The sequence below is a fragment of the Streptomyces eurythermus genome, from assembly GCF_014649115.1.
Classification (GTDB): Bacteria; Actinomycetota; Actinomycetes; order Streptomycetales; family Streptomycetaceae; genus Streptomyces; species Streptomyces eurythermus.
Window position 1 is genome coordinate 107,150 of record NZ_BMSK01000011.1, and the last position, 19,699, is coordinate 126,848.

Annotated in this window: 17 protein-coding genes and 1 pseudogene; 11 read left to right on the plus strand and 7 right to left on the minus strand. The window is 74.3% G+C overall.

Annotated features, from left to right (window positions below; genetic code table 11):
- The first annotated feature begins 62 nt into the window (after positions 1-62).
- From IE251_RS21795 to IE251_RS21825, 7 genes are all read left to right on the plus strand, one after another.
- Positions 63-1,232, plus strand: a complete 1,170-nt coding sequence (locus IE251_RS21795; RefSeq protein ID WP_189754684.1) for an NAD(P)/FAD-dependent oxidoreductase — start codon at positions 63-65, stop codon at positions 1,230-1,232.
- Positions 1,219-1,521, plus strand: coding sequence for a (2Fe-2S)-binding protein (locus IE251_RS21800; RefSeq protein ID WP_189754685.1), 303 nt, complete (start codon positions 1,219-1,221; stop codon positions 1,519-1,521). The genes IE251_RS21795 and IE251_RS21800 overlap by 14 nt, the downstream gene beginning before the upstream one ends.
- Entirely contained in the window at positions 1,514-2,911 is a 1,398-nt protein-coding gene (locus IE251_RS21805) for an FAD/NAD(P)-dependent oxidoreductase (protein WP_189754686.1), read from the plus strand. Before IE251_RS21800 ends, IE251_RS21805 begins: the two co-directional genes overlap by 8 nt.
- Before the next feature lie 66 nt (positions 2,912-2,977).
- Positions 2,978-3,874 (plus strand): dihydrodipicolinate synthase family protein, encoded by an 897-nt coding sequence (locus tag IE251_RS21810; RefSeq protein WP_189754687.1) that lies wholly within the window; start codon positions 2,978-2,980, stop codon positions 3,872-3,874.
- 21 nt (positions 3,875-3,895) lie between these two features.
- Positions 3,896-4,897, plus strand: coding sequence for a proline racemase family protein (locus IE251_RS21815; RefSeq protein ID WP_189754688.1), 1,002 nt, complete (start codon positions 3,896-3,898; stop codon positions 4,895-4,897).
- A 65-nt stretch (positions 4,898-4,962) separates the two neighbouring features.
- Entirely contained in the window at positions 4,963-5,655 is a 693-nt protein-coding gene (locus IE251_RS21820; RefSeq protein ID WP_229896881.1) for a GntR family transcriptional regulator, read from the plus strand.
- Positions 5,656-5,832: 177 nt separating this feature from the next.
- The gene (locus IE251_RS21825) at positions 5,833-7,293 is read left to right on the plus strand and encodes an amino acid permease (RefSeq protein WP_189754689.1); all 1,461 of its coding nucleotides are present in this window, start codon (positions 5,833-5,835) and stop codon (positions 7,291-7,293) included.
- Here the strand turns inward: IE251_RS21825 and IE251_RS21830 are convergent.
- The 4 genes from IE251_RS21830 to IE251_RS21845 form a co-directional block, all read right to left on the minus strand.
- Complete coding sequence (locus IE251_RS21830) at positions 7,273-8,604, minus strand: sensor histidine kinase (protein ID WP_189754690.1); 1,332 nt, start codon at positions 8,602-8,604, stop codon at positions 7,273-7,275. The two genes, IE251_RS21825 and IE251_RS21830, sit on opposite strands and share 21 nt — an antisense overlap.
- Before the next feature lie 43 nt (positions 8,605-8,647).
- Positions 8,648-10,402, minus strand: coding sequence for a sodium/solute symporter (locus tag IE251_RS21835; protein ID WP_189754691.1), 1,755 nt, complete (start codon positions 10,400-10,402; stop codon positions 8,648-8,650).
- 28 nt (positions 10,403-10,430) lie between these two features.
- A complete protein-coding gene (locus IE251_RS21840; RefSeq protein WP_307784868.1) occupies positions 10,431-10,691 on the minus strand; it encodes a hypothetical protein in 261 nt (86 codons plus the stop codon).
- A gap of 241 nt (positions 10,692-10,932) precedes the next feature.
- Entirely contained in the window at positions 10,933-11,454 is a 522-nt protein-coding gene (locus IE251_RS21845) for an EF-hand domain-containing protein (protein WP_268253339.1), read from the minus strand.
- A gap of 632 nt (positions 11,455-12,086) precedes the next feature.
- On the opposite strand from IE251_RS21845, the gene IE251_RS21850 reads away from it, so the two are divergent.
- A complete protein-coding gene (locus IE251_RS21850) occupies positions 12,087-14,627 on the plus strand; it encodes an SdrD B-like domain-containing protein (protein ID WP_189754693.1) in 2,541 nt (846 codons plus the stop codon).
- A gap of 298 nt (positions 14,628-14,925) precedes the next feature.
- Positions 14,926-15,621, plus strand: a complete 696-nt coding sequence (locus IE251_RS21855; RefSeq protein ID WP_189754837.1) for a hypothetical protein — start codon at positions 14,926-14,928, stop codon at positions 15,619-15,621.
- 7 nt (positions 15,622-15,628) lie between these two features.
- Here the strand turns inward: IE251_RS21855 and IE251_RS21860 are convergent, their stop codons facing one another.
- Positions 15,629-16,972 carry a right-handed parallel beta-helix repeat-containing protein gene (locus tag IE251_RS21860; RefSeq protein WP_189754694.1) on the minus strand — a complete coding sequence of 448 codons (1,344 nt, stop codon included), beginning with the start codon at positions 16,970-16,972 and terminating at the stop codon, positions 15,629-15,631.
- Positions 16,973-17,054: 82 nt separating this feature from the next.
- Here IE251_RS21860 and IE251_RS21865 point away from each other — a divergent pair, with 82 nt between their 5' ends.
- Positions 17,055-18,206, plus strand: a complete 1,152-nt coding sequence (locus IE251_RS21865; protein ID WP_189754695.1) for a Dyp-type peroxidase — start codon at positions 17,055-17,057, stop codon at positions 18,204-18,206.
- A 19-nt stretch (positions 18,207-18,225) separates the two neighbouring features.
- Here IE251_RS21865 and IE251_RS41725 read toward each other — a convergent pair whose 3' ends face one another.
- Positions 18,226-18,354: a hypothetical protein gene (locus IE251_RS41725; protein WP_267925907.1), complete on the minus strand. Its 129-nt coding sequence runs from the start codon at positions 18,352-18,354 to the stop codon at positions 18,226-18,228.
- A 227-nt stretch (positions 18,355-18,581) separates the two neighbouring features.
- On the opposite strand from IE251_RS41725, the pseudogene IE251_RS41115 reads away from it, so the two are divergent.
- A pseudogene (locus IE251_RS41115) lies at positions 18,582-18,695 on the plus strand (carboxylesterase family protein); the annotation flags it as partial.
- A gap of 49 nt (positions 18,696-18,744) precedes the next feature.
- Here the strand turns inward: IE251_RS41115 and IE251_RS21870 are convergent.
- Positions 18,745-19,695 carry a ThiF family adenylyltransferase gene (locus tag IE251_RS21870; RefSeq protein WP_189754696.1) on the minus strand — a complete coding sequence of 317 codons (951 nt, stop codon included), beginning with the start codon at positions 19,693-19,695 and terminating at the stop codon, positions 18,745-18,747.
- Positions 19,696-19,699 lie beyond the last annotated feature (4 nt).

Consider the following 19,699-nt stretch of genomic DNA (forward strand, 5'->3'; position numbering starts at 1 on the left):
GGCGTCCACGCACCGGAGTCGGGGGTCTCCTCAGGGTGAGAAACATGTGACATAGTACTGCCGTGGCGAAGCGGCTGACCTGCGATGTCGTGGTCGTCGGAGCCGGGATGGCGGGCGCGGCCTGCGCGCTGTACGCCGCCCGGGCCGGCCTGGAGGTACGGGTGGTGGACCGCGGCGCGGTGGCCGGCGGCACCACCGGAGCGGGCGAGGGCAACCTCCTGGTCTCCGACAAGGAGCCGGGACCGGAGCTGCGACTGGCCCTGCTGTCGGCCCGGTTGTGGGCCGGGCTGGCGCAGGAGCTGGGCGCGGCGGTCGAGTACGAGCCCAAGGGCGGTCTGGTGGTCGCCTCGGCACCCGGCGCGCTGGCCGCGCTGCGGGACCTCGCCGCCCGCCAGCGGTCCGCCGGCGTCACGGCCGTACCGGTGGCGGCCGACCGACTCCCCGACCTGGAACCGTACTTGGCGCCGGGGATGGCGGGCGGGGTGCACTATCCGCAGGACGCCCAGGTCATGCCCGCGCTGGCCGCCGCCCATCTGCTGCGCGCCTCCGGGGCCCGGCTGCACCCCGGCCACACGGTGACCGGGGTGCTGCGCGGGGCGGACGGCATGGTGTACGGCGTCCGCACCGACCGGGGGGACATCCACGCCCCGGCGGTGGTGAACGCGGCCGGTGTCCGGGGCGGCGAGCTCGCGGCGCTCGCCGGGATCCGGCTGCCGGTGCTCCCCCGGCGCGGTTTCGTCCTGGTCACCGAGCCGCTGCCGCGCCGGGTCCGGCACAAGGTGTACGCCGCGGACTACGTGGCCGACGTGGCCAGCGACTCGGCCGGGCTGCGCGCCTCGCCGGTGGTGGAGGGCACGGCGGCCGGACCGGTGCTGATCGGCGCCACCCGGGAACGGGTGGGCTTCGACCGCTCGCTGTCGCTGCGCGCGGTCCGGGCGCTCGCCGCCGGGGCCGTCGGGCTGTTCCCGTTCCTCCGGCAGGTCCGCGCGCTGCGGACGTACGCGGGCTTCCGGCCGTATCTGCCCGACCATCTGCCGGCGATCGGCCCCGACCCCCGGGTGCCCGGCCTGTTCCACGCCTGCGGACACGAGGGCGCCGGCATCGGACTCGCCCCGGCCACCGGGCTGTTGATCGCGCGGGCGCTCACCGGCAAGGCGCCGGAGCTCGACCTCACACCGTTCCGGCCGGAGCGGTTCGACACACAGGGAGGAAACGACGGTGAATCCCCTTGAGCCGACGCGGGCCCGGCCGGGCCCGGCCCACACCGCCACCTTCGACGGCCGGCCCCTGCGGGCGCTGCCCGGTCAGACGGTCGCGGCGGCGCTGTGGGCGGCGGGTGTGACGGCCTGGCGCGGCACCCGGGGCACCGGCGCGCCGCGCGGGGTGTTCTGCGGCATCGGGGTGTGCTTCGACTGCCTGGTGACCGTCAACGACCGCCCCGGCCAACGGGCTTGTCTGGTGCCGGTGCGCCCGGGCGATGTGATCCGCACCCAGCGGGGGACGGGCCGGGACGATGACTGAGCGCCCTCGGCTCGCCGTCGTCGGCGCGGGCCCGGCCGGTCTCGCCGCGGCCCTGACGGCCGCCGCACGGGGTGTCCGGGTGCTCCTGGTCGACGCGGCCGACCAGGCCGGCGGGCAGTTCTACCGGCAGCCGGCCGCCGGTCTCGGCGCCCGCCGGCCCCACGCCCCGCACCACCGGTGGCGGACCTGGGAGCGGCTGCGGACCGGTCTCGAACGGCACCGCGCGGCGGGCCGGATCACCCATCTGACCGACCACCATGTGTGGTGCGTGGCAGGCGAGTCCGGCTCCGGCGGGTTCACCGTGTACGCGCTGCGCGGCCCCGGGCAGGAGGAGGGCGTCACCGTCCGCGCGGACGCCGTGCTCCTCGCCACCGGCGGCTACGAGCGGGTGCTGCCCTTTCCCGGCTGGACGCTGCCCGGGGTCGTCACAGCGGGCGGGGCGCAGGCCATGCTCAAGGGACAGCTGGTGCTGCCCGGACGGACGGCCGTGGTCGCCGGGACCGGGCCACTGCTGCTGCCGGTGGCGACCGGGCTGGCCGCGGCCGGTGCCCAGGTGGCGGCGCTGGTGGAGTCCGCCGGTCCGGCCGCGCTGTCACGCCGGCTGCCCGCCCTGGCCGCACAGCCCGGCACACTCGCCGAGGGCGCCGGGTACGCGGCCCGGCTGCTGCGGCACGGCGTGCGCGTCCTGCCCCGGCACACGGTCCTCGCGGCGCACGGCACCGAGCGGCTGGAGGCGGTGACGGTGGCCGCGCTCGACCGGACCGGACGCCCGCGGCCCGGCACCGCCCGCCGGGTGCGCTGCGACACCCTCGCCGTGGGCCACGGACTGCTGCCGCACACCGACCTCGCCGAGACCCTCGGCTGCGCCCTGTCCGGCACCGCCGTACGGGTCGACGCCGAGCAGCGCACCGACGTGCCCGGCGTCTGGGCCGCCGGGGAGGCCACCGGGGTCGGCGGCGCGACGCTCGCGCTCGCCGAGGGGCGCATCGCCGGGCAGTCGGCCGCCGCGCGGCTGTACGGCACCGCCCCGGACCCGCGCCGCTGGGCCGCCGCCGACCGGACCAGGGCGCGGGCGCGCGCGTTCGCCGCGGCCCTGGATTCGGTGTACGCCCCGCCCGCGGGCTGGGCGGAGCGACTGCCGGACGAGACGGTGGTGTGCCGCTGCGAGGAGGTCACCGCGGGACGGGTGTGCGAGGCGGTCGGCACGCTCGGCGCCGGGGACGCGCGCACCGTGAAGCTGCTCACCCGGGCCGGGATGGGCTGGTGCCAGGGCCGGATGTGCGGGCCCGCGGTGGCCGGTCTGACGGGCTGCCCGCTCGATCCCGGACGCCGGCCGTTCGCCCGGCCGGTACCGCTCGGCGTCCTGGCCGGGCTGCCGGATACCGAGTAAGCCGTGTCCAACAGTGCCATATCACACCTCACCAAGACGGTTACCTGCCGAGATGGGGGACTTCCGATGTCCGACCTACCGCACCGCCCCTGGCACGGCGTCCTCGTCGCCACCGCGCTCCCCTTCCGCGACGACCTCTCGGTCGACCACGACCGCTACGCCGAGCACTGTGCCTGGCTCGTCGCGAACGGCTGCGACGGCGTCGTACCGAACGGCTCGCTCGGCGAGTACCAGGTGCTCACCCCCGAGGAGCGGGCCCGGGTGGTTCGGACCGCCGTGGCCGCGGTCGGCGGGGAGCGGGTGATGCCGGGTGTGGCCGCGTACGGCTCCGCGGAGGCCCGCCGCTGGGCCGAGCAGGCCGGCGCGGCCGGCTGCGCGGCGGTGATGCTGCTGCCGCCCAACGCCTATCGCGCCGACGAGCGTTCCGTCCTCGCCCACTACACGGAGGTCGCCCGGGCCGGCCTGCCGGTGGTGGCGTACAACAACCCGGTCGACACCAAGGTCGACCTGGTGCCCGAACTCCTCGCCCGGCTGCACGGCGAGGGGCTGGTGCAGGCCGTCAAGGAGTTCTCCGGGGATGTGCGCCGCGCCTGGCGGATCGCCGAACTGGCCCCGGACCTCGACCTGTTGGTCGGTGCCGACGATGTACTGCTGGAGCTGGCGACGGCCGGCGCCAAGGGCTGGGTGGCCGGCTATCCCAACGCGCTGCCCCGCGCCTCGGTGGAGCTGTACCGCGCGGCCGTGTCCGGCGACCGGGCCACCGCGCTGCCCCTGTACCGGCAGCTGCATCCGCTGCTGCGCTGGGACTCCAGGACGGAGTTCGTCCAGGCGATCAAGCTCTCCATGGACCTCGCCGGACGGTACGGCGGCCCGGTGCGCCCGCCGAGGGTGCCGCTGCTGCCCGAGCAGGAGGCCGCGGTCCGCGCGGCCACCGAGAAGGCCCTGGCCGCCGGGCTGGTCTGACGAGGGGAAGGAGGCCGGAAGATGCGCAGCAAGCTCGTCCTGCACGCCGTCGACTCGCACACCGAGGGCATGCCGACCCGGGTGATCACCGGCGGGATCGGCACCGTGCCCGGCGCGACGATGAACGAACGGCGGCTGTACTTCCGCCAGCACCGCGACCACGTCAAGCGGTTGCTGATGAACGAACCGCGCGGCCACTCCGCGATGAGCGGTGCCGTCCTGCAGCCGCCGACCCGCCCCGACTGCGACTGGGGCATCATCTACATCGAGGTCTCCGGGTATCTGCCGATGTGCGGGCACGGGACGATCGGGGTGGCCACCGTCCTGGTCGAGACGGGCATGGTGGAGGTCACCGAGCCGGTGACCACCATCCGGCTGGACACCCCGGCGGGGGTCGTGATCGCCGAGGTCGCGGTGGCGGACGGCGCCGCCCGGAGCGTGACCCTGCGGAACGTGCCGTCGTTCGCCGCCGGGCTGGACCGCGAGGTCACCCTGCCGGACGGCCGGACCGTCCGCTACGACCTCGCCTACGGCGGCAACTTCTACGCGATCCTGCCCGTGGACGCCCTCGGGCTGCCCTTCGACCGCGCCCGCAAGGACGACATCCTGGCGGCGGGGCTGGCGCTGATGCGGGCCGTCAACGAGCAGGACGAGCCGGTCCATCCGCAGGACCCGTCCATCCGCGGCTGCCACCACGTCCACCTGTACGCGCCCGGCGCCACGGCCCGGCACTCCCGGCACGCGATGGTCATCCACCCGGGCTGGTTCGACCGCTCCCCCTGCGGCACCGGCACCTGCGCGCGCATGGCGCAGCTGCACGCGCGCGGTGAACTCCCGCTGGGCACCGAGTTCGTGAACGAGTCCTTCATCGGCACCCGGTTCAGCGGTCGGCTGCTGGGCACGACCGAGGTCGCCGGGGTGCCGGCCGTGCTGCCCAGCTTCACCGGCCGCGCGTGGATCACCGGGACGGCACAGTATCTGCTGGACCCGGACGACCCGTTCCCCGAGGGGTTCGTCCTGTAGCGGGGTTCGTCCTGTGGCACCCCCGGGCTCCTCCCCTGCCCGGCTCCTCTACACTCACCCCGGTGATGCGTGACATGGCACAGAACACGCGCGACGCGGAGCTGTCCGCCCTCCCCCGGCTCGGCGGACGGCGCAGCAGTTACCGCGAGCGGGTCGCGGACGCCCTGCGCGCCGCGCTGATCGCGGGCGAGCTGCGGCCGGGCGAGGTGTACTCGGCGCCCTCGCTGGCCGCCCGGTTCGGTGTCTCGGCGACGCCGGTACGGGAGGCGATGCTCGACCTGGCCAAGGAGGGACTGGTCGACACCGTGCCCAACAAGGGGTTCCGGGTCACCGTCGTCTCCGACCGGCAGCTGGACGAGTACACACAGATCCGGGCGCTCATCGAGATCCCGACCGTGGTGGCCCTGGCCCGCACCGCGGACCGGGTCTCGCTGGAGGCGCTGCGCCCGGCGGCCCGGGAGATCGTCCAGGCCGCCGCGGCGGGCGACCTGATCGCCTACGTCGAGGCGGACACCCGTTTCCACCTCGGCCTGCTCGCCCTCGCGGGCAACGCGCACCTGGTCGAGGTCGTCGCCGACCTGCGGGGGCGCTCCCGGCTGTACGGGCTGACCGCGCTGGTCCGGACGGGCCGGCTGCTCGCCTCCGCCGAGGAGCACCTGGAGCTGCTGGACGCCCTGCTGGAGCGCGACGAGCAGGCCGTCGACGCGATCATGACCCGGCATCTGGGGCATGTGCGCGGGCTGTGGGCGGCGGACTGACCGCGACCGGCGCCGGACATCTGGCGGCGGGAGGTCCGCACCGCGACGTTTTTTGCGTGATCAAGCGGCCCGCACGGAACAAAAAACGGCGATTTTGAGCCAGATCGGCGCATCCCCGACCATGGAGCCCGTCCCGGTGATCCCGGGAACATCCGTTCCATGAGAGGCGCACCACCCATGCACAACACCGGAACCGTCGCACGGTCGGCTCCGGCCTCCGCGGAGACCCCCGCGGCGCCGCCCACGGTTCCCGCCGAGGACCCGCACGGCGACGCCGGCCGGCATGCCCGCCGGTTCGGCCTGCCCGTCGCCACCGCGCTGGTCATGGGCAACATCATCGGCGGCGGCATCTTCCTGCTGCCCGCCTCCATCGCCCCCTACGGCACGGTCAGCCTGGTCGCGTTCGTCGTGCTGACCGTCGGCGCCATCGCGCTCGCCCTGGTCTTCGGCCGGCTGGCCGCCCGGGACCCGCGCACCGGCGGCCCCTACGTCTACGCCCGCGAGGCGTTCGGCGACTTCGCCGGCTTCCTCGCGGCCTGGTCGTACTGGATCACCACCTGGGTGTCGAACGCCGCGCTCGCCGTCGCCGCCGTCGGCTACCTGGACGTGCTGATCCCGGTCGACGACCACCGCTGGACCGCCTGCCTGGCCGCGCTCGCCCTCCAGTGGCTGCCCGCCCTCGCCAACTTCGCCGGCACCCGGTACGTCGGCGCCGTCCAGCTGGTCTCCACCGTGCTGAAGTTCGTACCGCTGCTGCTGGTCGCGGTCGGCGGGCTGTTCTTCTTCGACCCGGACCGGCTCGGGCCGTTCAACGCGAGCGGGCACGGCGCGGTCGGCGCGGTCTCCGCCTCCGCCGCCCTGCTGCTCTTCTCCTACCTCGGGGTGGAGTCCGCCGCCGTCAGCGCGGGCGAGGTCAAGAACGCCCGCCGCAACGTGGGCCGCGCCACCGTCATCGGCACCGCGGGCGCGGCGCTGGTGTACCTGCTGGGCACGGTGTCGGTGTTCGGCACGGTCGCGCACGACCGGCTGGTGTCCTCCAGCGCGCCGTTCTCGGACGCCGTGAACACGATGTTCGGGGGCAGCTGGGGCGGTACGGCGGTGGCGCTCGCCGCGCTGGTGTCGATGACCGGCTGCCTCAACGGCTGGACCCTGCTCAGCGCCCAGACGCCGTACGCGGCGGCGCGCGACGGACTGTTCCCGAGCGCCTTCGCCCGCCGGCGGCGGGGCGTGCCCACGGTCGGCGTGGGCGTGACGGTCGTCCTCGCCTCGCTGCTCACCGTCTACAACTACTTCTCCGGCTCGGCCAAGGTCTTCGACGTCCTGGTTCTGGTCACCACGTTCACCGCGACCGTGCCGTATCTGCTGGCCACCGCCGCGCAGATCTTCCACCTCGTGGCCGGGCGGCCCGGGCAGGTCGACCGGGGGCGGCTGGTGCGGGACTCCGTGATCACGGCCGTGGCCGCCGCGTTCTCCGTCTGGCTGATGGCGGGCGCCGGGTACGCGGCGGTGTACCAGGGTGTGCTGTTCCTGTTCGTCGGGATCATCGTCTACGCGGTGATGGCGGCGCGCCGGCAGCGCGGGCTGGCGCCGGCGGGCGGGACGCCGACAGCCGAGGCCTCAGCGGTCGAGACGGCGTAGCCCACCGTCCCCCGGCTCCGCGACCCCCGGCACCTGCGTGTCCGGGGGTTCGCTGTGCGCGGGCCCGGTGTCGTGAGGCTCGGCGTTCCCGGGGCCGGTGTCCCCGGGCGGGGTGTCCGGGGGCGCGCTGTGGACCCCGGGCCGGTACTTGGGGACGCGGAGGGTGACCTTCGTCCCGGCGCCGACGCCGGTCTCGATGACCAGGCCGTGCTCGTCGCCGTAGACCTGGCGCAGCCGCTCGTCCACGTTGCGCAACCCGATGCCCGCCGTCGGTCCGTCCTCGCCGCGCAGGATCCGGCGGAGCCGGCCGGGCTCCATGCCCACCCCGTTGTCCTCGACGGCGATCCGGGCCGTCGCCCCCTCGTCGTGCGCGGTGATCGTGATCCGGCCGCGCCCGGCGCTCCCCTCCAGTCCGTGCTTGACCGCGTTCTCCACCAGGGGCTGGAGGCAGAGGAAGGGAACGGCCACCGGCAGCACCTCGGGGGCGATCCGCAGGGTGACCTCCAGGCGCGGCCCGAACCGGGCCCGGACCAGCTCCAGGAACTGCTCGACGGCGCGCAGTTCCTCGGCCAGGGTGGTGAACGCGCCGTGGCGGCGGAAGGAGTAGCGGGCGAAGTCGGCGAACTCCAGCAGCAGCTCGCGGGCCCGCTCGGGGTCGGTGCGGACGAAGGACGCGATCGCCGCCAGGGAGTTGTAGACGAAGTGCGGGGAGATCTGCGCGCGCAGCGCCCGGACCTCCGCCTCGATCAGCCCGGTGCGGGTCCGGTCGAGGTCGGCGAGTTCCAGCTGGACGGAGACCCAGCGCGCCACCTCCTCGGTGGCCCGCGCCCCGGACCCCGGCTCCCCCGCGCCGAGCACGACGAGGGCGCCGGGCACGCGCCGGTCGACGGTGAGCGGCGCGGCGGCGCCCCAGCGCACCGGGCAGTCCGGGTCCGGGCAGGCGACGGCGAAGGTCTGCGCGCGGCCGGTGTCCAGCACCTGGCGGACCCGCTCCAGGGCCGCCTCCGTGTGGTGCCGGCCCGGTCCCTCCCAGGCCAGCAGCCGGTCCTCGGCGGTGAGCCCGAGCGCGGCCGTGCCGAACAGCGGCCGCAGCCCGCGGACCGCCTTGCGGGCGGCGTCCGGGGTGAGTCCGGCGCGCAGCGGAGGCGCGGCCACGGACGCGGTGTGCAGGGTGCGGAAGGTGGCGCGTTCCACGGGGGTGCCGGGGTCCGGGCCGCCCCGGGCCGCCCGGCGGGCCAGCAGGCGTCCGGTGGCGAGCCCGGCGGCGAAGAGCAGCGGGGCGCCGGCGGCGAGCAGGGCGAGGCCGTTCACGGGCGGGTGCCGTGGGCCGCGCACCGCCGGTACCGGTGGGTCGTCATGGCGTCGTCACTCCTCGGCGGGTGCTGGGCAGGTCCCGGCCGGCCGGGCGTTCGGGCAGGTGGAGGCGGGCCATGGCGGCGTCGGTGCCGGGCGGTATCCGGTCCCGGGTGGCCAGGGACACCAGGATCATGGTCAGGAAGCCGAGCGGGACGGACCACACGGCGGGCCAGGCGAGCAGGGAGTGCGCCCAGCCGCCTGCCGGTGGCCCGGCGATGGTGAGGGTGACGGCGGTGAGGGCGCCGCCTCCGCCGGCGAGGAGTCCCGCGATCGCGCCGGGCGGGGTCAGCCCGCGCCACCAGATGCCGAGCACCAGCAGCGGGCAGAAGGCGGAGGCGGCCACGGCGAAGGCGAGTCCCACGGCGCCGGCGACGGGGAGCTGGCCGGCGGCCACGCTCACGGTGCCGGGCACGGCCACCGCGGGCAGCGTGGCGAGCCGGAAGCGGCGGACGCCGAGCGAGGGCAGCACGTCCTGGCTGAGCACGCCCGCGACGGACAGGGTGAGCCCGGAGGCGGTGGACAGGAAGGCGGCGCAGGCGCCGGCGGCGATCAGCGCGCCGAGCAGATCACCGGCGGTGCCGCCGAGCAGCCGCTCGGGCAGGACGAGGACGGCGGCGTCGGTGTTGCCGGTGAGCAGCAGGTCGGGGGCGTAGAGCCGGCCGAGGAGGCCGTAGAGGGGCGGCAGCAGATAGAAGCCGCCGACGAGGGCGAGCACGATCACGGTGGTGCGCCGGGCGGCGCGGCCGTCGGGGTTGGTGTAGAAGCGGACGAGGACGTGCGGCAGTCCCATGGTGCCGAGGAAGGTGGCGCAGATCAGTCCGTACGTGGCGTAGAGCGGGTGCTCCTCCTCGCCGCCGGACAGCGGTGCCGCCCAGCCGGCGGCGGCGCCCGGCCCGCCGTCGCCGGGCGCGCGCTCGGGCACCGGGGTCCCGGGCGGGAAGCGCAGGGTGGTCCCGGCCCGGATCTCGTGCACTCCGGGGTCCAGCGCCAGCGGCGCGCCGTCGTAGGCCCTGCCGTCCACGGCACCGCTCGCCACGGCCCGCAACGGCGCCTCGATCCGCAGCCGTACGGTGCTGTCGACGGTGACCTGGGTGTGCCGGCGGAAGGCCGGCGGTTCCTCCAGGGCGCCGGCGGGGCGCGGGTCGCCGTGCCAGGCGAGCAGCAGGAACAGCGCGGGTACGAGGAGCGCGGTCAGCTTCAGGCAGTACTGGAACGCCTGCACGAAGGTGATGCCGCGCATGCCGCCGGCGGCCACGGCCAGGGTGACGACGACGGCGACGAGCACACCGCCGAGCCAGTGCGGCGCGCCCGTGACCAGGCCGAGGGTGAGGCCGGCGCCCTGGAGCTGGGGCAGCAGGTAGAGCCAGCCGACGCCGACGACGAGCACTCCGGCGACCCGCCGGGCGGCGGTGGAGCCGAGCCGTGAGTCGGCGAAGTCGGGCAGGGTGTAGGCGCCGGAGCGGCGCAGCGGGGCGGCGACGAACGCGAGCAGGACGAGGTAGCCGGCCGCGTAGCCGACGGGGAACCAGAGCATCTGGACGCCCTCGGCGGCGACGAGCCCGGCGATGCCGAGGAAGGAGGCGGCCGAGAGGTACTCCCCGCTGACGGCCATGGCGTTGAGGTACGGCGGGACGGTACGGGAGGCGACGTAGAAGTCGGACGTGGTGCGCGAGACGCGCAGCCCCACCGAGCCGATCACCAGCGTGGCCAGGACCGCCGCCGCCACGGCCACGATGCCGTACGTCTGGTTCACCCGGCGGCTCCGGACGCCCGGCCCCCGTTCACCGCCGGGCCCCTTCGTCCCGTTCCCCGGCGTCTCGTTCCCCGGCGTCCCGTTCATTGCGTTCGGCCCGCACGACGTACCACCGGCCGATGACGACGAACACGGGGTAGGCGCCGACTCCCAGTACGGCCCAGACGAGCAGCGCGCTGCCCGGCCGGACCGCCGGGTCGGGCAGGGCGGCGAAGACGAGGGGCAACGGCCCGATCACCGCGACGAGCATCCCGAAGGCCAGGACGCCGAGCCGGAGTTGACGGCGCATCAAATCCCTGAGAGCGGCGGTGTCCTGGGGGCGTGTCCGGGCGGGGGGAACCGGCCCGGGGGCCGGGCGAGACGTCCGGGGAGCCCCCGTGACCACTTCACGTCGGGGAGTCCCGGGTCCACCCATGCCGCGCCCTCCGGCCCGCGAAGATCACACGTCGCAGTGGAGTGTACGCATCCCGAAACCAAAGGGACAGCTCCCGGCCGGCGCCGGTCACCGGCGCCACCGGGTCCCCGTCCGGTCAGGAGCGGATACCGAGCGCGGGCCCGGCGCCGTAGGCCGCGGCCATGGGGGAGCTGCCGGTGGTGACGAAGTCCCGGATGCCCGTCAGGTAGGCGTCGCGGTCGATCAGCCCGTCGTGGTCGGTGTCGAGCGCGTCGAACGCCGCGCCGGCGTCGGTCTCGGCGTTCCCCGCCGCCGTGCGCAGCCGGGTGAACGCGGCGCGGTCGAGGTGTCCGTCGGCGTCGGTGTCGGCGAGGTCGAACAGGGAGCCCAGGGCGGGCCGGCAGGAACGCTCGAACGCCTCGTGCCCGACCCAGGCGCGGTATTCCTCGAACGTGACGCGTCCGTCGCCGTCGGCGTCCATGTCCCTGAAGACGGCCTCATGAGCGGCCCGGGACGCGGCGACGACCGGATCGCCGGCGTCGCGGCCCACGGCGGCCGCCACCCGGTCGACCCGCGCGAGGTACTCCTCCTGGGTGATGGCGCCGTCGCCGTCCACGTCCAGCATCGCGAAGATCCGGTGTTGAGGTGAGTCGGCCACTGTGCTTCCTCCTGGTGCGTCCACGACTGGGGGGTCGTCAAACTACCCTTGGGAGTAAGGGGAATTCGCGGATCCGTCGGTCCACCACCCGGCCGGGTGGCGCACGGCACGCAGTTGCGAGCCGTCGACCGCTCCACGGGCCCGGCGCCCACGGCATGTGCGGGTACAACGCCGCGCGCCGCGCACTGGCCTGGCTCCGAAAGGGCCCGTAGCCCTGACCGGCCGGTGCGGAGCCGATAACCGTGAGGGTGTTCGGGAATGCGGATCCGCGCGCATGTGGGGAGTTCCGGTGGTAACGGCGAGATCCCCATGGATAGAATGTCGCGCGCCGCTCGCGATGGCGGTCGGCGAGGTCGGTGGTGGGGGCGAGGGAACCGTGTTCGAGCTGCGCAGACTCCCGACGTTCGAGCTGCGGAAACTCCCGACCTCCGGCGGCCCGGCCCGAGAGCCTGAACGCGTGTTCGCCTTTTTCGGCCCGCACTCCTTACGGCTCACCAGCGATATCCTCCGGCGATCACCATAAAAGCGGCCCACGCACAGCGGCGCGGGCCCTTTTTCTTTGCCCCGGGGGCTTCGTTTTCAAGACACGGGGGCTTCGATTTCAAGACAGAGGAAGTGTGGAGTGTGATGCCATGAACCGAGTCGGCAGAGACTCGCGCCGGGCGGCCGGGGGGCTCGCGAAGCCGCTGGCGCGCACCGGCTTGTCCCTCCTCTTACTGGCGGGCGCCGCCGCCGGGGCGACGACCGGAACGGCCACCGCCGCCGCCGACGACGGCACGCTGACGGTCCAGGTACTGCGTGACTTCTTCGGCACCGGCGTGATCAACACGGCGATGGACGTGCCACAGCGGGGCATCAGGGTGGAGGTCTCCGATCCCGCCGGGCACCGGGTCGCCGGTGTCACGGACACCACCGGAAAGGTCGTGGTGTCGGGAACGGCCGCGCTCGACGGCGGCCGGTACCGCGTCGACGTCAGCGTCCCGGAGCCGTACCGCCGCTATCTGCGGGCGGCGCCCGCGTCGACGGCGGAGAACCACTTCGACAGCTTCACGTCGTTCGTGGACGTGTCGGACGGGAAGGACGCCTCGGTCGTGACCGGGGTGTGGGATCCGGCCGACTACGCGCTGCCGGACACCCGGTACTTCGTGCCGGTCCACAACGGCGCGAACGGGAACGACAACCGGGCGTTGGTGGCGTTCGGCACGGGGGTCCGGCGCACGTGTCCCACCGACGCGGCGTGCCCGACCACGCTGGCCACTCAGGACCAGGTGGGTACGACGTTCGGGCTGGCGTACGACACGTACCGGACCCGGCTGTTCCAGAGCGCGTTCGCCCGCCGGTACACCCCGTACGGGCCGCAGGGCGGGGGCGCGATCTACACGGTGCCCGTCGACGGCTCGGGTGCCCCGAAGCTGTTCGCGCGGGTGCCGGACGCCACGGTGACGCGGCACGACGCCGACAACATGATCAAGGACGGCGGGTTCACCGACGCGCCCGGCAAGGAGAGCATCGGCGGCCTGGCCCTGTCGGAGGACGGCACCACGCTGTACGCGGTGAACCTGCGGACCCGCAGCCTGGTGAGCTTCGACGCGACCGGCGCCACCGCCTCCGCGCCCAAGTCGACGGTCCCGATCCCGGACCCGGGGTGCGCGAACCGCGCCGACTGGCGGCCGTTCGGGCTCCAGACCCACGACAACACGCTCTACGTCGGCGGCGTGTGCAGCGCGGAGAGCACGCAGGACCGCGAGGACCTGAAGGCCGTCGTCGCCACCTTCGACGGCAAGCGGTTCACCACGGTGCTGAGCCACCCGCTCACGTACGAACGCGGCAGCGTCTTCGGTTCCGGCGACCGCGCCACCCACTGGAACCCCTGGAACACCGGCCTGGACACATGGGACGACCGCAAGGCGGGCAACGTCTTCATCGACCCGCAGCCGGAGCTGGCCTCCCTCGCCTTCGCCCGGGACGGCTCGATGATCCTGGGCTTCCGCGACCGGTTCATGGACGTGCTCAGCTGGGGAGGGCTGGACCCCCGCCCGGGCAACAACGAGCAGGAACGTGCCATGTCCGGTGGTGACATCACCATGGTCTGCGCCACTCCCACCGGTGAATACCAGTGGGAAGGCACCGGAAGCTGCCCCAGCAACGCCACTCCCGCCAACAACGCCGGCCAGCCCGCCGACGTCGTCGAATACTTCCCGGGCGACTCCTTCGCCAACGCCCACCAGGAGACCGCGCTGGGGTCCGTCGCCTACATCCCGCAGCAACAGTGGGTGGTGAGCACCGAGTTCGACCCGGTCGTGGACGTCGCGACCTCGGGGACCGGGTACCACGACATCACGTCCGGTCAGGGCCCGGGCAACGCCCCGAAGGAGAACGGGTACCAGTTCGTCAGCGCGAGCCAGGGCGGTTTCGGCAAGGCCGGCGGGCTCGGTGACATCGCGTACGCGGCGGCGAACGCGCCGATCCAGATCGGCAACGTCGTGTGGTTCGACGGCGACCACAACGGGATCCAGGACCCGGGGCACGTACTGCTGCCGGGAGCGACCATCAACCTGCTGGACGCGAACGGCGAACAGGTCGCCACGACCAGGACCAACGCGGCCGGCGAGTACTACTTCGGCGGTGTGGGCGCCGCGTACCAGCTCACGCCCGGCGCGAAGTACACGGTGCAGTTCGACGTATGCACCGCGGACACCAGCCAGGTGCCCGAGCAGCCTGCGGCGAGCGAACTGCGGTTCACGCTCCCACGGGCCGGTGACAACCGGGCGCACGACTCCAATGTGACCCCGCCGACCACCGGGGAGCTGTGCAACGGCTACGCACCCGTCACCGCCCCGGACAAGCCGGGCGGCGTCGACCACACCATCGACGCCGGGGTGTACATCCCGAAGGAATCCCCCAGCCCGACCCCGACCCCGACCCCCAGCCCGACGCCGACACCGACCCCGACCCCGACGCCCGCCCCGAGCTCCCCGCCGGCCTCGCCTCCGGTCCCGGCACCGCCGTCGCCGGTGCCGCCGGCCAACCCGGCCCCGGGCGGTGGCGGCGGTTCGATGGCGAACACCGGTATGTCCGGGGTGCCGACACTGATCGGCCTCGCCGGTCTGCTGGTGGGCACGGGCCTGGTCATCGCGTTCGTGACCCGGAGTCGTCGCGCCCGGCAGCACTGAACGCACCGCACCACTGAAACGCACCGCACCACAGTGATCCGCCCGTCCGCGATCCGCCCGTCCGCCATCCGGACGGCGCGAACGGGCGGATCACGTCCCGGCCGGCCCGGCGAGGGCCGGCCTTGGTGTCGTCCGCCGGCACCCCGCCCGGCCGGGGTGGTGATGATCGAGAGGGTGAAGCAGCCAAGTGCCAGTGTCGAACCGCGTGCGCGGCGGGAGAATCCGGCAGGCCCCACCGGGCCGCGCGCCCGGCCGGGGCCGATGGCGGTGGCCGCACTGGGCGGCTGCCGCCGCCGGCCTGGCGGCCGTCGCGGCGGCCGTGTTCCTCCTCGCCGGCGGCGGCCCGGACACGAGCGGTCCGCGCGCGCTCACCGAGGACGAGGCGAACCGGCTGGCCATCACCCGGTTCCGCAACTACGAGGCGCGGGGCCGCGCGGTGACCATCACCGTGCCGGGCACCGCCGGCGGGCTGACCGTGACCGGGTCCGTCGACTACCGGGGCCAGGTCGGGTACGGCGTGGTACGCGGCTCCGGGCGCGACACATCCAGCGACGGGCTGATCCAGTGGACGGCCACCTCCGTGCACGTCCACCCGATGGCGCACGCTCCGGCGCACGCCCCCGCGTCACCGCCCGGCTCGGGCTGGTACGACCGTCCGCTCCAGGCGTCCGGCAGCGCGCTGGACAGTTCGCTGGCCATCGCGCTCAAGCTCGGCAGCGACCGGCCGGACAACGCCGAGCTGCTGCCGCAGAACGGGGCGGCGTGGTGGGGACGGGACCAGGTGGACGGGCACCGGGTGGACGTCATGACCGGGCCGTCCTCCCCCGACCGCTCCGGTACGGCGGGCAACGTGCGCTACTGGATCGGCCCGGACGGCACCATGTACCGGGTCCGGGTCCGCGTGGAGTCCGAGGAGCAGCCGGTGGTCATCGCCTTCGACACCGGGAAGTACGTTCCGGTCGAGCCGGTGCCCGGGGTGACCCCGGCCCGGTAGCCGTCGGTCAGGGTGTCCGTACCCGCGCGTGCGCGGCGAGCAGGGACACCGGCGGCAGGGGGACGTCCGCCGTCTCGGGCAGGGCCGGAACGGCCGGGACGGCGGTGGCGCCCGTAGTCGCCGCGTGGGGGAACTGCGGCTGCGGACCGGGCGGGGCGACCTCGGTGAACGGGATGCCACCGGGTGCCGCCGGCGCCGCCCAGGTGCCGGCCGGCGAGGACGCCCCGGCGGGCAGCGGGCAGGCCGCGGTCGTCGCGAGCCGGGCGGGCACGGTGCTGTCCAGTTCGTTGCCGCGCAGGCAGTTGCCCCGTCCCCGGGTGGCGGTGGGGAACGTCCAGCCGACGTCGACGCCGTTGCCGTCGAAGGTGTTGTCCTCGATGCGGTTGCCGACCGGAGGGATGTCGGCGGTCGCGGTGATCACCAGCCCGGCGGTGCTGTTGCCGGTGACGCGGTTGCGCAGGAACCGGTTGTCGCTGCCGCCGTCGATTCCGATGCCGGTGCCCCATCCGCCGTCGGCCTGTTGCGGGGTGGCCCGCTGCTGGTTGGCGGCGATCAGGTTGCCCGCGATGACGGCGTCCCGCTGGGGGAGCAGTTTCTCCTGGTGGTCGGAGTTGGTGGTGAGTCCGACCCGGTTGCCGACGAGGCGGTTGCCGACCACGTACATGTCCCCGCCGGCGTTGGTGCCCTCGTAACCGACCGCGTTGAGCTCGGCGATGTTGTCCCGTACCACGATGCGGCAGGGCTTGCACTGGCCGACGTAGATGCCCGAGTCGGCCGCGCCCGAGGCGTACGAGTGCTCGATGACACCGTTCTGCGCGGAGAACGCGTAGATGCCGTACAGGCCGTTGCGGGTGGCGGTCACATGGGAGACCAGGAACGACTTCAGGAAGGTGACCGGCTCGTCGCCGGTGTCGTAGCCCCCGGCACGCCCCGGCAGCCCGGCGGCCGCCTTCGCGGAACCGGTGACCAGGACCCCGTTCTGCGTGTTGTCGCGCACGGTCAGGTTCTGCACGGCCACTCCGGGCGCGGAGACGACGATGCCGTTCGGCTGCCGCGTCCGCCCGTCGATGACGACCTTGTCCCGGGACTCGCCCCGGAGGGTGACCCGAGGCGTGGCGACCTTCACCGACTCGTGGTAGACGCCCGGTGCGACCAGGACCAGGTCACCGGGGTGGGCGAGGGACACCGCGTCCGAGATCGTCGGGGCGTCGGCCGGCACCCTGATGGTCACGTGCGCCCCGTCGGGGCGCCGGCCGTGGTCCGGCCCGTCGTCGCCGGACCCGCAGCCCGCCAGTACGCATGCCAGGGTGCTCAATGACGCGGCCATCACACGAAGACGGAGACGAGGCATGGCCTCATCCTGGCATGAAGCCGGCCCGCCGCGGGTCCGGTCAACTCGCCCCGGCCGGAAGGGATATGGCATCCTGCACATCGTGAGCCGAGCCGAACCCCGCCCGTCACGCCGCGCGTTCATCGGCGCCGGTGGGGCCGTGGCGGCCACCGGACTCACGGCGGGGTGCGAATCGCCCGCGGTCCGGCAGGACCGCCCCCCGTCCCCCGCGCCCACCGCACGGGTCTCCCCCACCGGTCGTCACCAGGCGGGCGTCACGCTCCCGCGAACGGCCCAGCCGAACCTCCTGGCGGTGGTGGCCGATGTCGGTGACGGCGTGGCCGTCGGCCCGCTGCTGGCCGAACTCGGCGAGGCCGTCCTCACGCTCACCGCGGGGACCGATCCGCGCCTGCTGGGCTTGGCGCCGGGCGATCTCACCGTGACGATCGGGGTGGGGCCACGGCTGGTGCGCGGGGCCGGTCCCGCCCTGCCCGGCGCGGCGGACCTGCCCCGGTTCTCCCGCGAGCGGATCGCCCCGCGGTCGCATGGCGGGGACCTGCTGGTGCAGATCTGCGCCGGCGACCCCCTGCTGTTACCGGTCGTCGCCGCCGCGCTGCTGGGGCAGGCCGGGGACCGGATCCGTGAACGCTGGCGGCAGTCCGGACGCCGCGGCCCGGACGTCCGGGTGGCCGAGGACGTCTCCGCGCCACGCAACCTGCTCGGTTTCGTCGACGGCATCGTGGGCCCGCACACGACGGCCGAACAGCGACGCCATCTGTGGCTGGCCGGACCCGCTCCGGTCGCCGGCGGCACGATCGCCGTGGTACGGCGCATGGAACTCGACCTGCCGGGGTTCGCCGCGCTCTCCGTGGCCGAGCAGGAGGCGGTCCTCGGCCGGCGGAGAGCCACCAGTGCGCCCCTGTCCGGCGGAACCTCCGCCACGGACCCGGACCTCGGCGCCAAGACACCGGACGGACGCTACCTGGTCCCGGCCGACGCCCACGTCCGCCGGGCCCATCCGGGCGTGGTCGGTGTCGGCCTCATGCTCCGCCGTTCCTACAGCACCGACGGGCCCACTCCCGGCCTGCTCTTCATCAGCTTCCAGAACGACCTGCGCACCTTCACGAAAACGCTGGCCCACATGGACGGCTCCGACGCGCTGTTGCGCTACACCACGACCACCGCCGGCGCGACCTTCCTCATCCTCCCCGGCTTCGACCGCCAACGCCCCCTCGGCGCGGGTCTGTTCCGCTGACCAGCTGCCCGGCCGTCCGTCAACGCCGGTTGCTGCCGCGCAGCCGCACCCCGTAGCCGTCCAGCATGCGCAAGGTCTCCGTCCGCGTCCGCTCCTTCATACGAGGCCAGGCGGCTTCGACCAGCCCGTCGGCGTTCAGTCCCGGCACCGGCCGAGCAGTTCGCCATCTCGTACGAGCCCCGGGCCGGGCCATGCGGGCCGTCCGGTGTTCCCGGCACACGTCGCCGGCGCCTCACCGCTGACGGGCCGGCGGGGCGGTCGCCCGGGTGAGCAGGCGGAGGGCGGCCTGTGACGGGGAGCCGGATTCGGCGATGGCGAGCACGATGTGCCGTTCCTCGTCCTGCGGGGGACGCAGGCTGTGCTGCCGGACGGTGAGGCGATCCCCGCTGGGACCCGTACGACACCGTGCGCCGGGCCACCATGCGTGTCGACGCCGACTGGACCCGGATCGACGACCCTCGCGGCCAGGAACGCCAGGCATGGACCTGACCCGGCACGCACATGGTGCGACGCGGTCTCGACCAGCGCACGCGCACTCTCAGGTCAGGGCCGTCCCCAGCAGCTCGACGCGGTGCGAAGTCGTTCTGGCGCTCACACCGAGTATGCCGAAGATGAGATCCCGGCCCATCGTCGCGCCCACCAGCGTGTTGACCGGGCCGAACGAGGCCGCCATCGGCGTGACCGCGGTTCCGGCCGCGGCCTTCGCCTCCTGGAGCGACGCGAGGAAGGCCGGGACGCCGGCGGGCCGGATCAGCGGCCCGCTCGATCCCGCCCGGAGGCCGCAGCCGCCCGTGATCATCGACACTCCGCGCTCCAGACACGCCTGGGCGCACAGTTCCGGCAGCGACGCGGGACGGTCGGCCGCCACGACGAGGAACCCGCCCTCGCGCAGGTGCGGCACCAGGGCCTCGCTGGTCGTGATGGTCTCCATGGCGGTGGTCAGCTCCGCTTCGGGGAGGCGCTCACGCACCCACTCGCCGGCCGCGTCGACCTTTGGCCGGCCGATGTCACGACGCCGGTAGAGGTACTGGCGGTTCAGGTTCTCCAGCGCGACCCGGTCGCCGTCCACGAGCGTGAGTCCGCCCACGCCCGCGCCCACCAGCTCGGCCAGCACCACACCGCCGATGCCGCCGACGCCGAGCACGGTCACGTGCGCCGCGCGCAGCCGTTCCTGTGCCGCGCCGGCGTCCAGTCCCAGGGCCGCGAAGTACTCGACCTGGTTCCGCCAGGCGGACGACTGCCACGAGCGGTCGAACGGTGCGACGACGAGACGGAGCCGAAGGAGCGTGCGCACGATGGCGTCCGTGTTCCTTCCGCTCGGCACCGGGAGGCCGAGCGGGTCGTCGCAGACCGCTTCGAGCCATGCGAACATCGCTTCGGGGCAGCGCCGGACCAGCAGTACGTCGTCGGAGAAGACGCGCAGCTCGTCGCCGTCGCGGGACCAGGTCGCCGCAGGCGAGAGCACGTAGCGGTCGCTTCCGTCAGCCATCCCT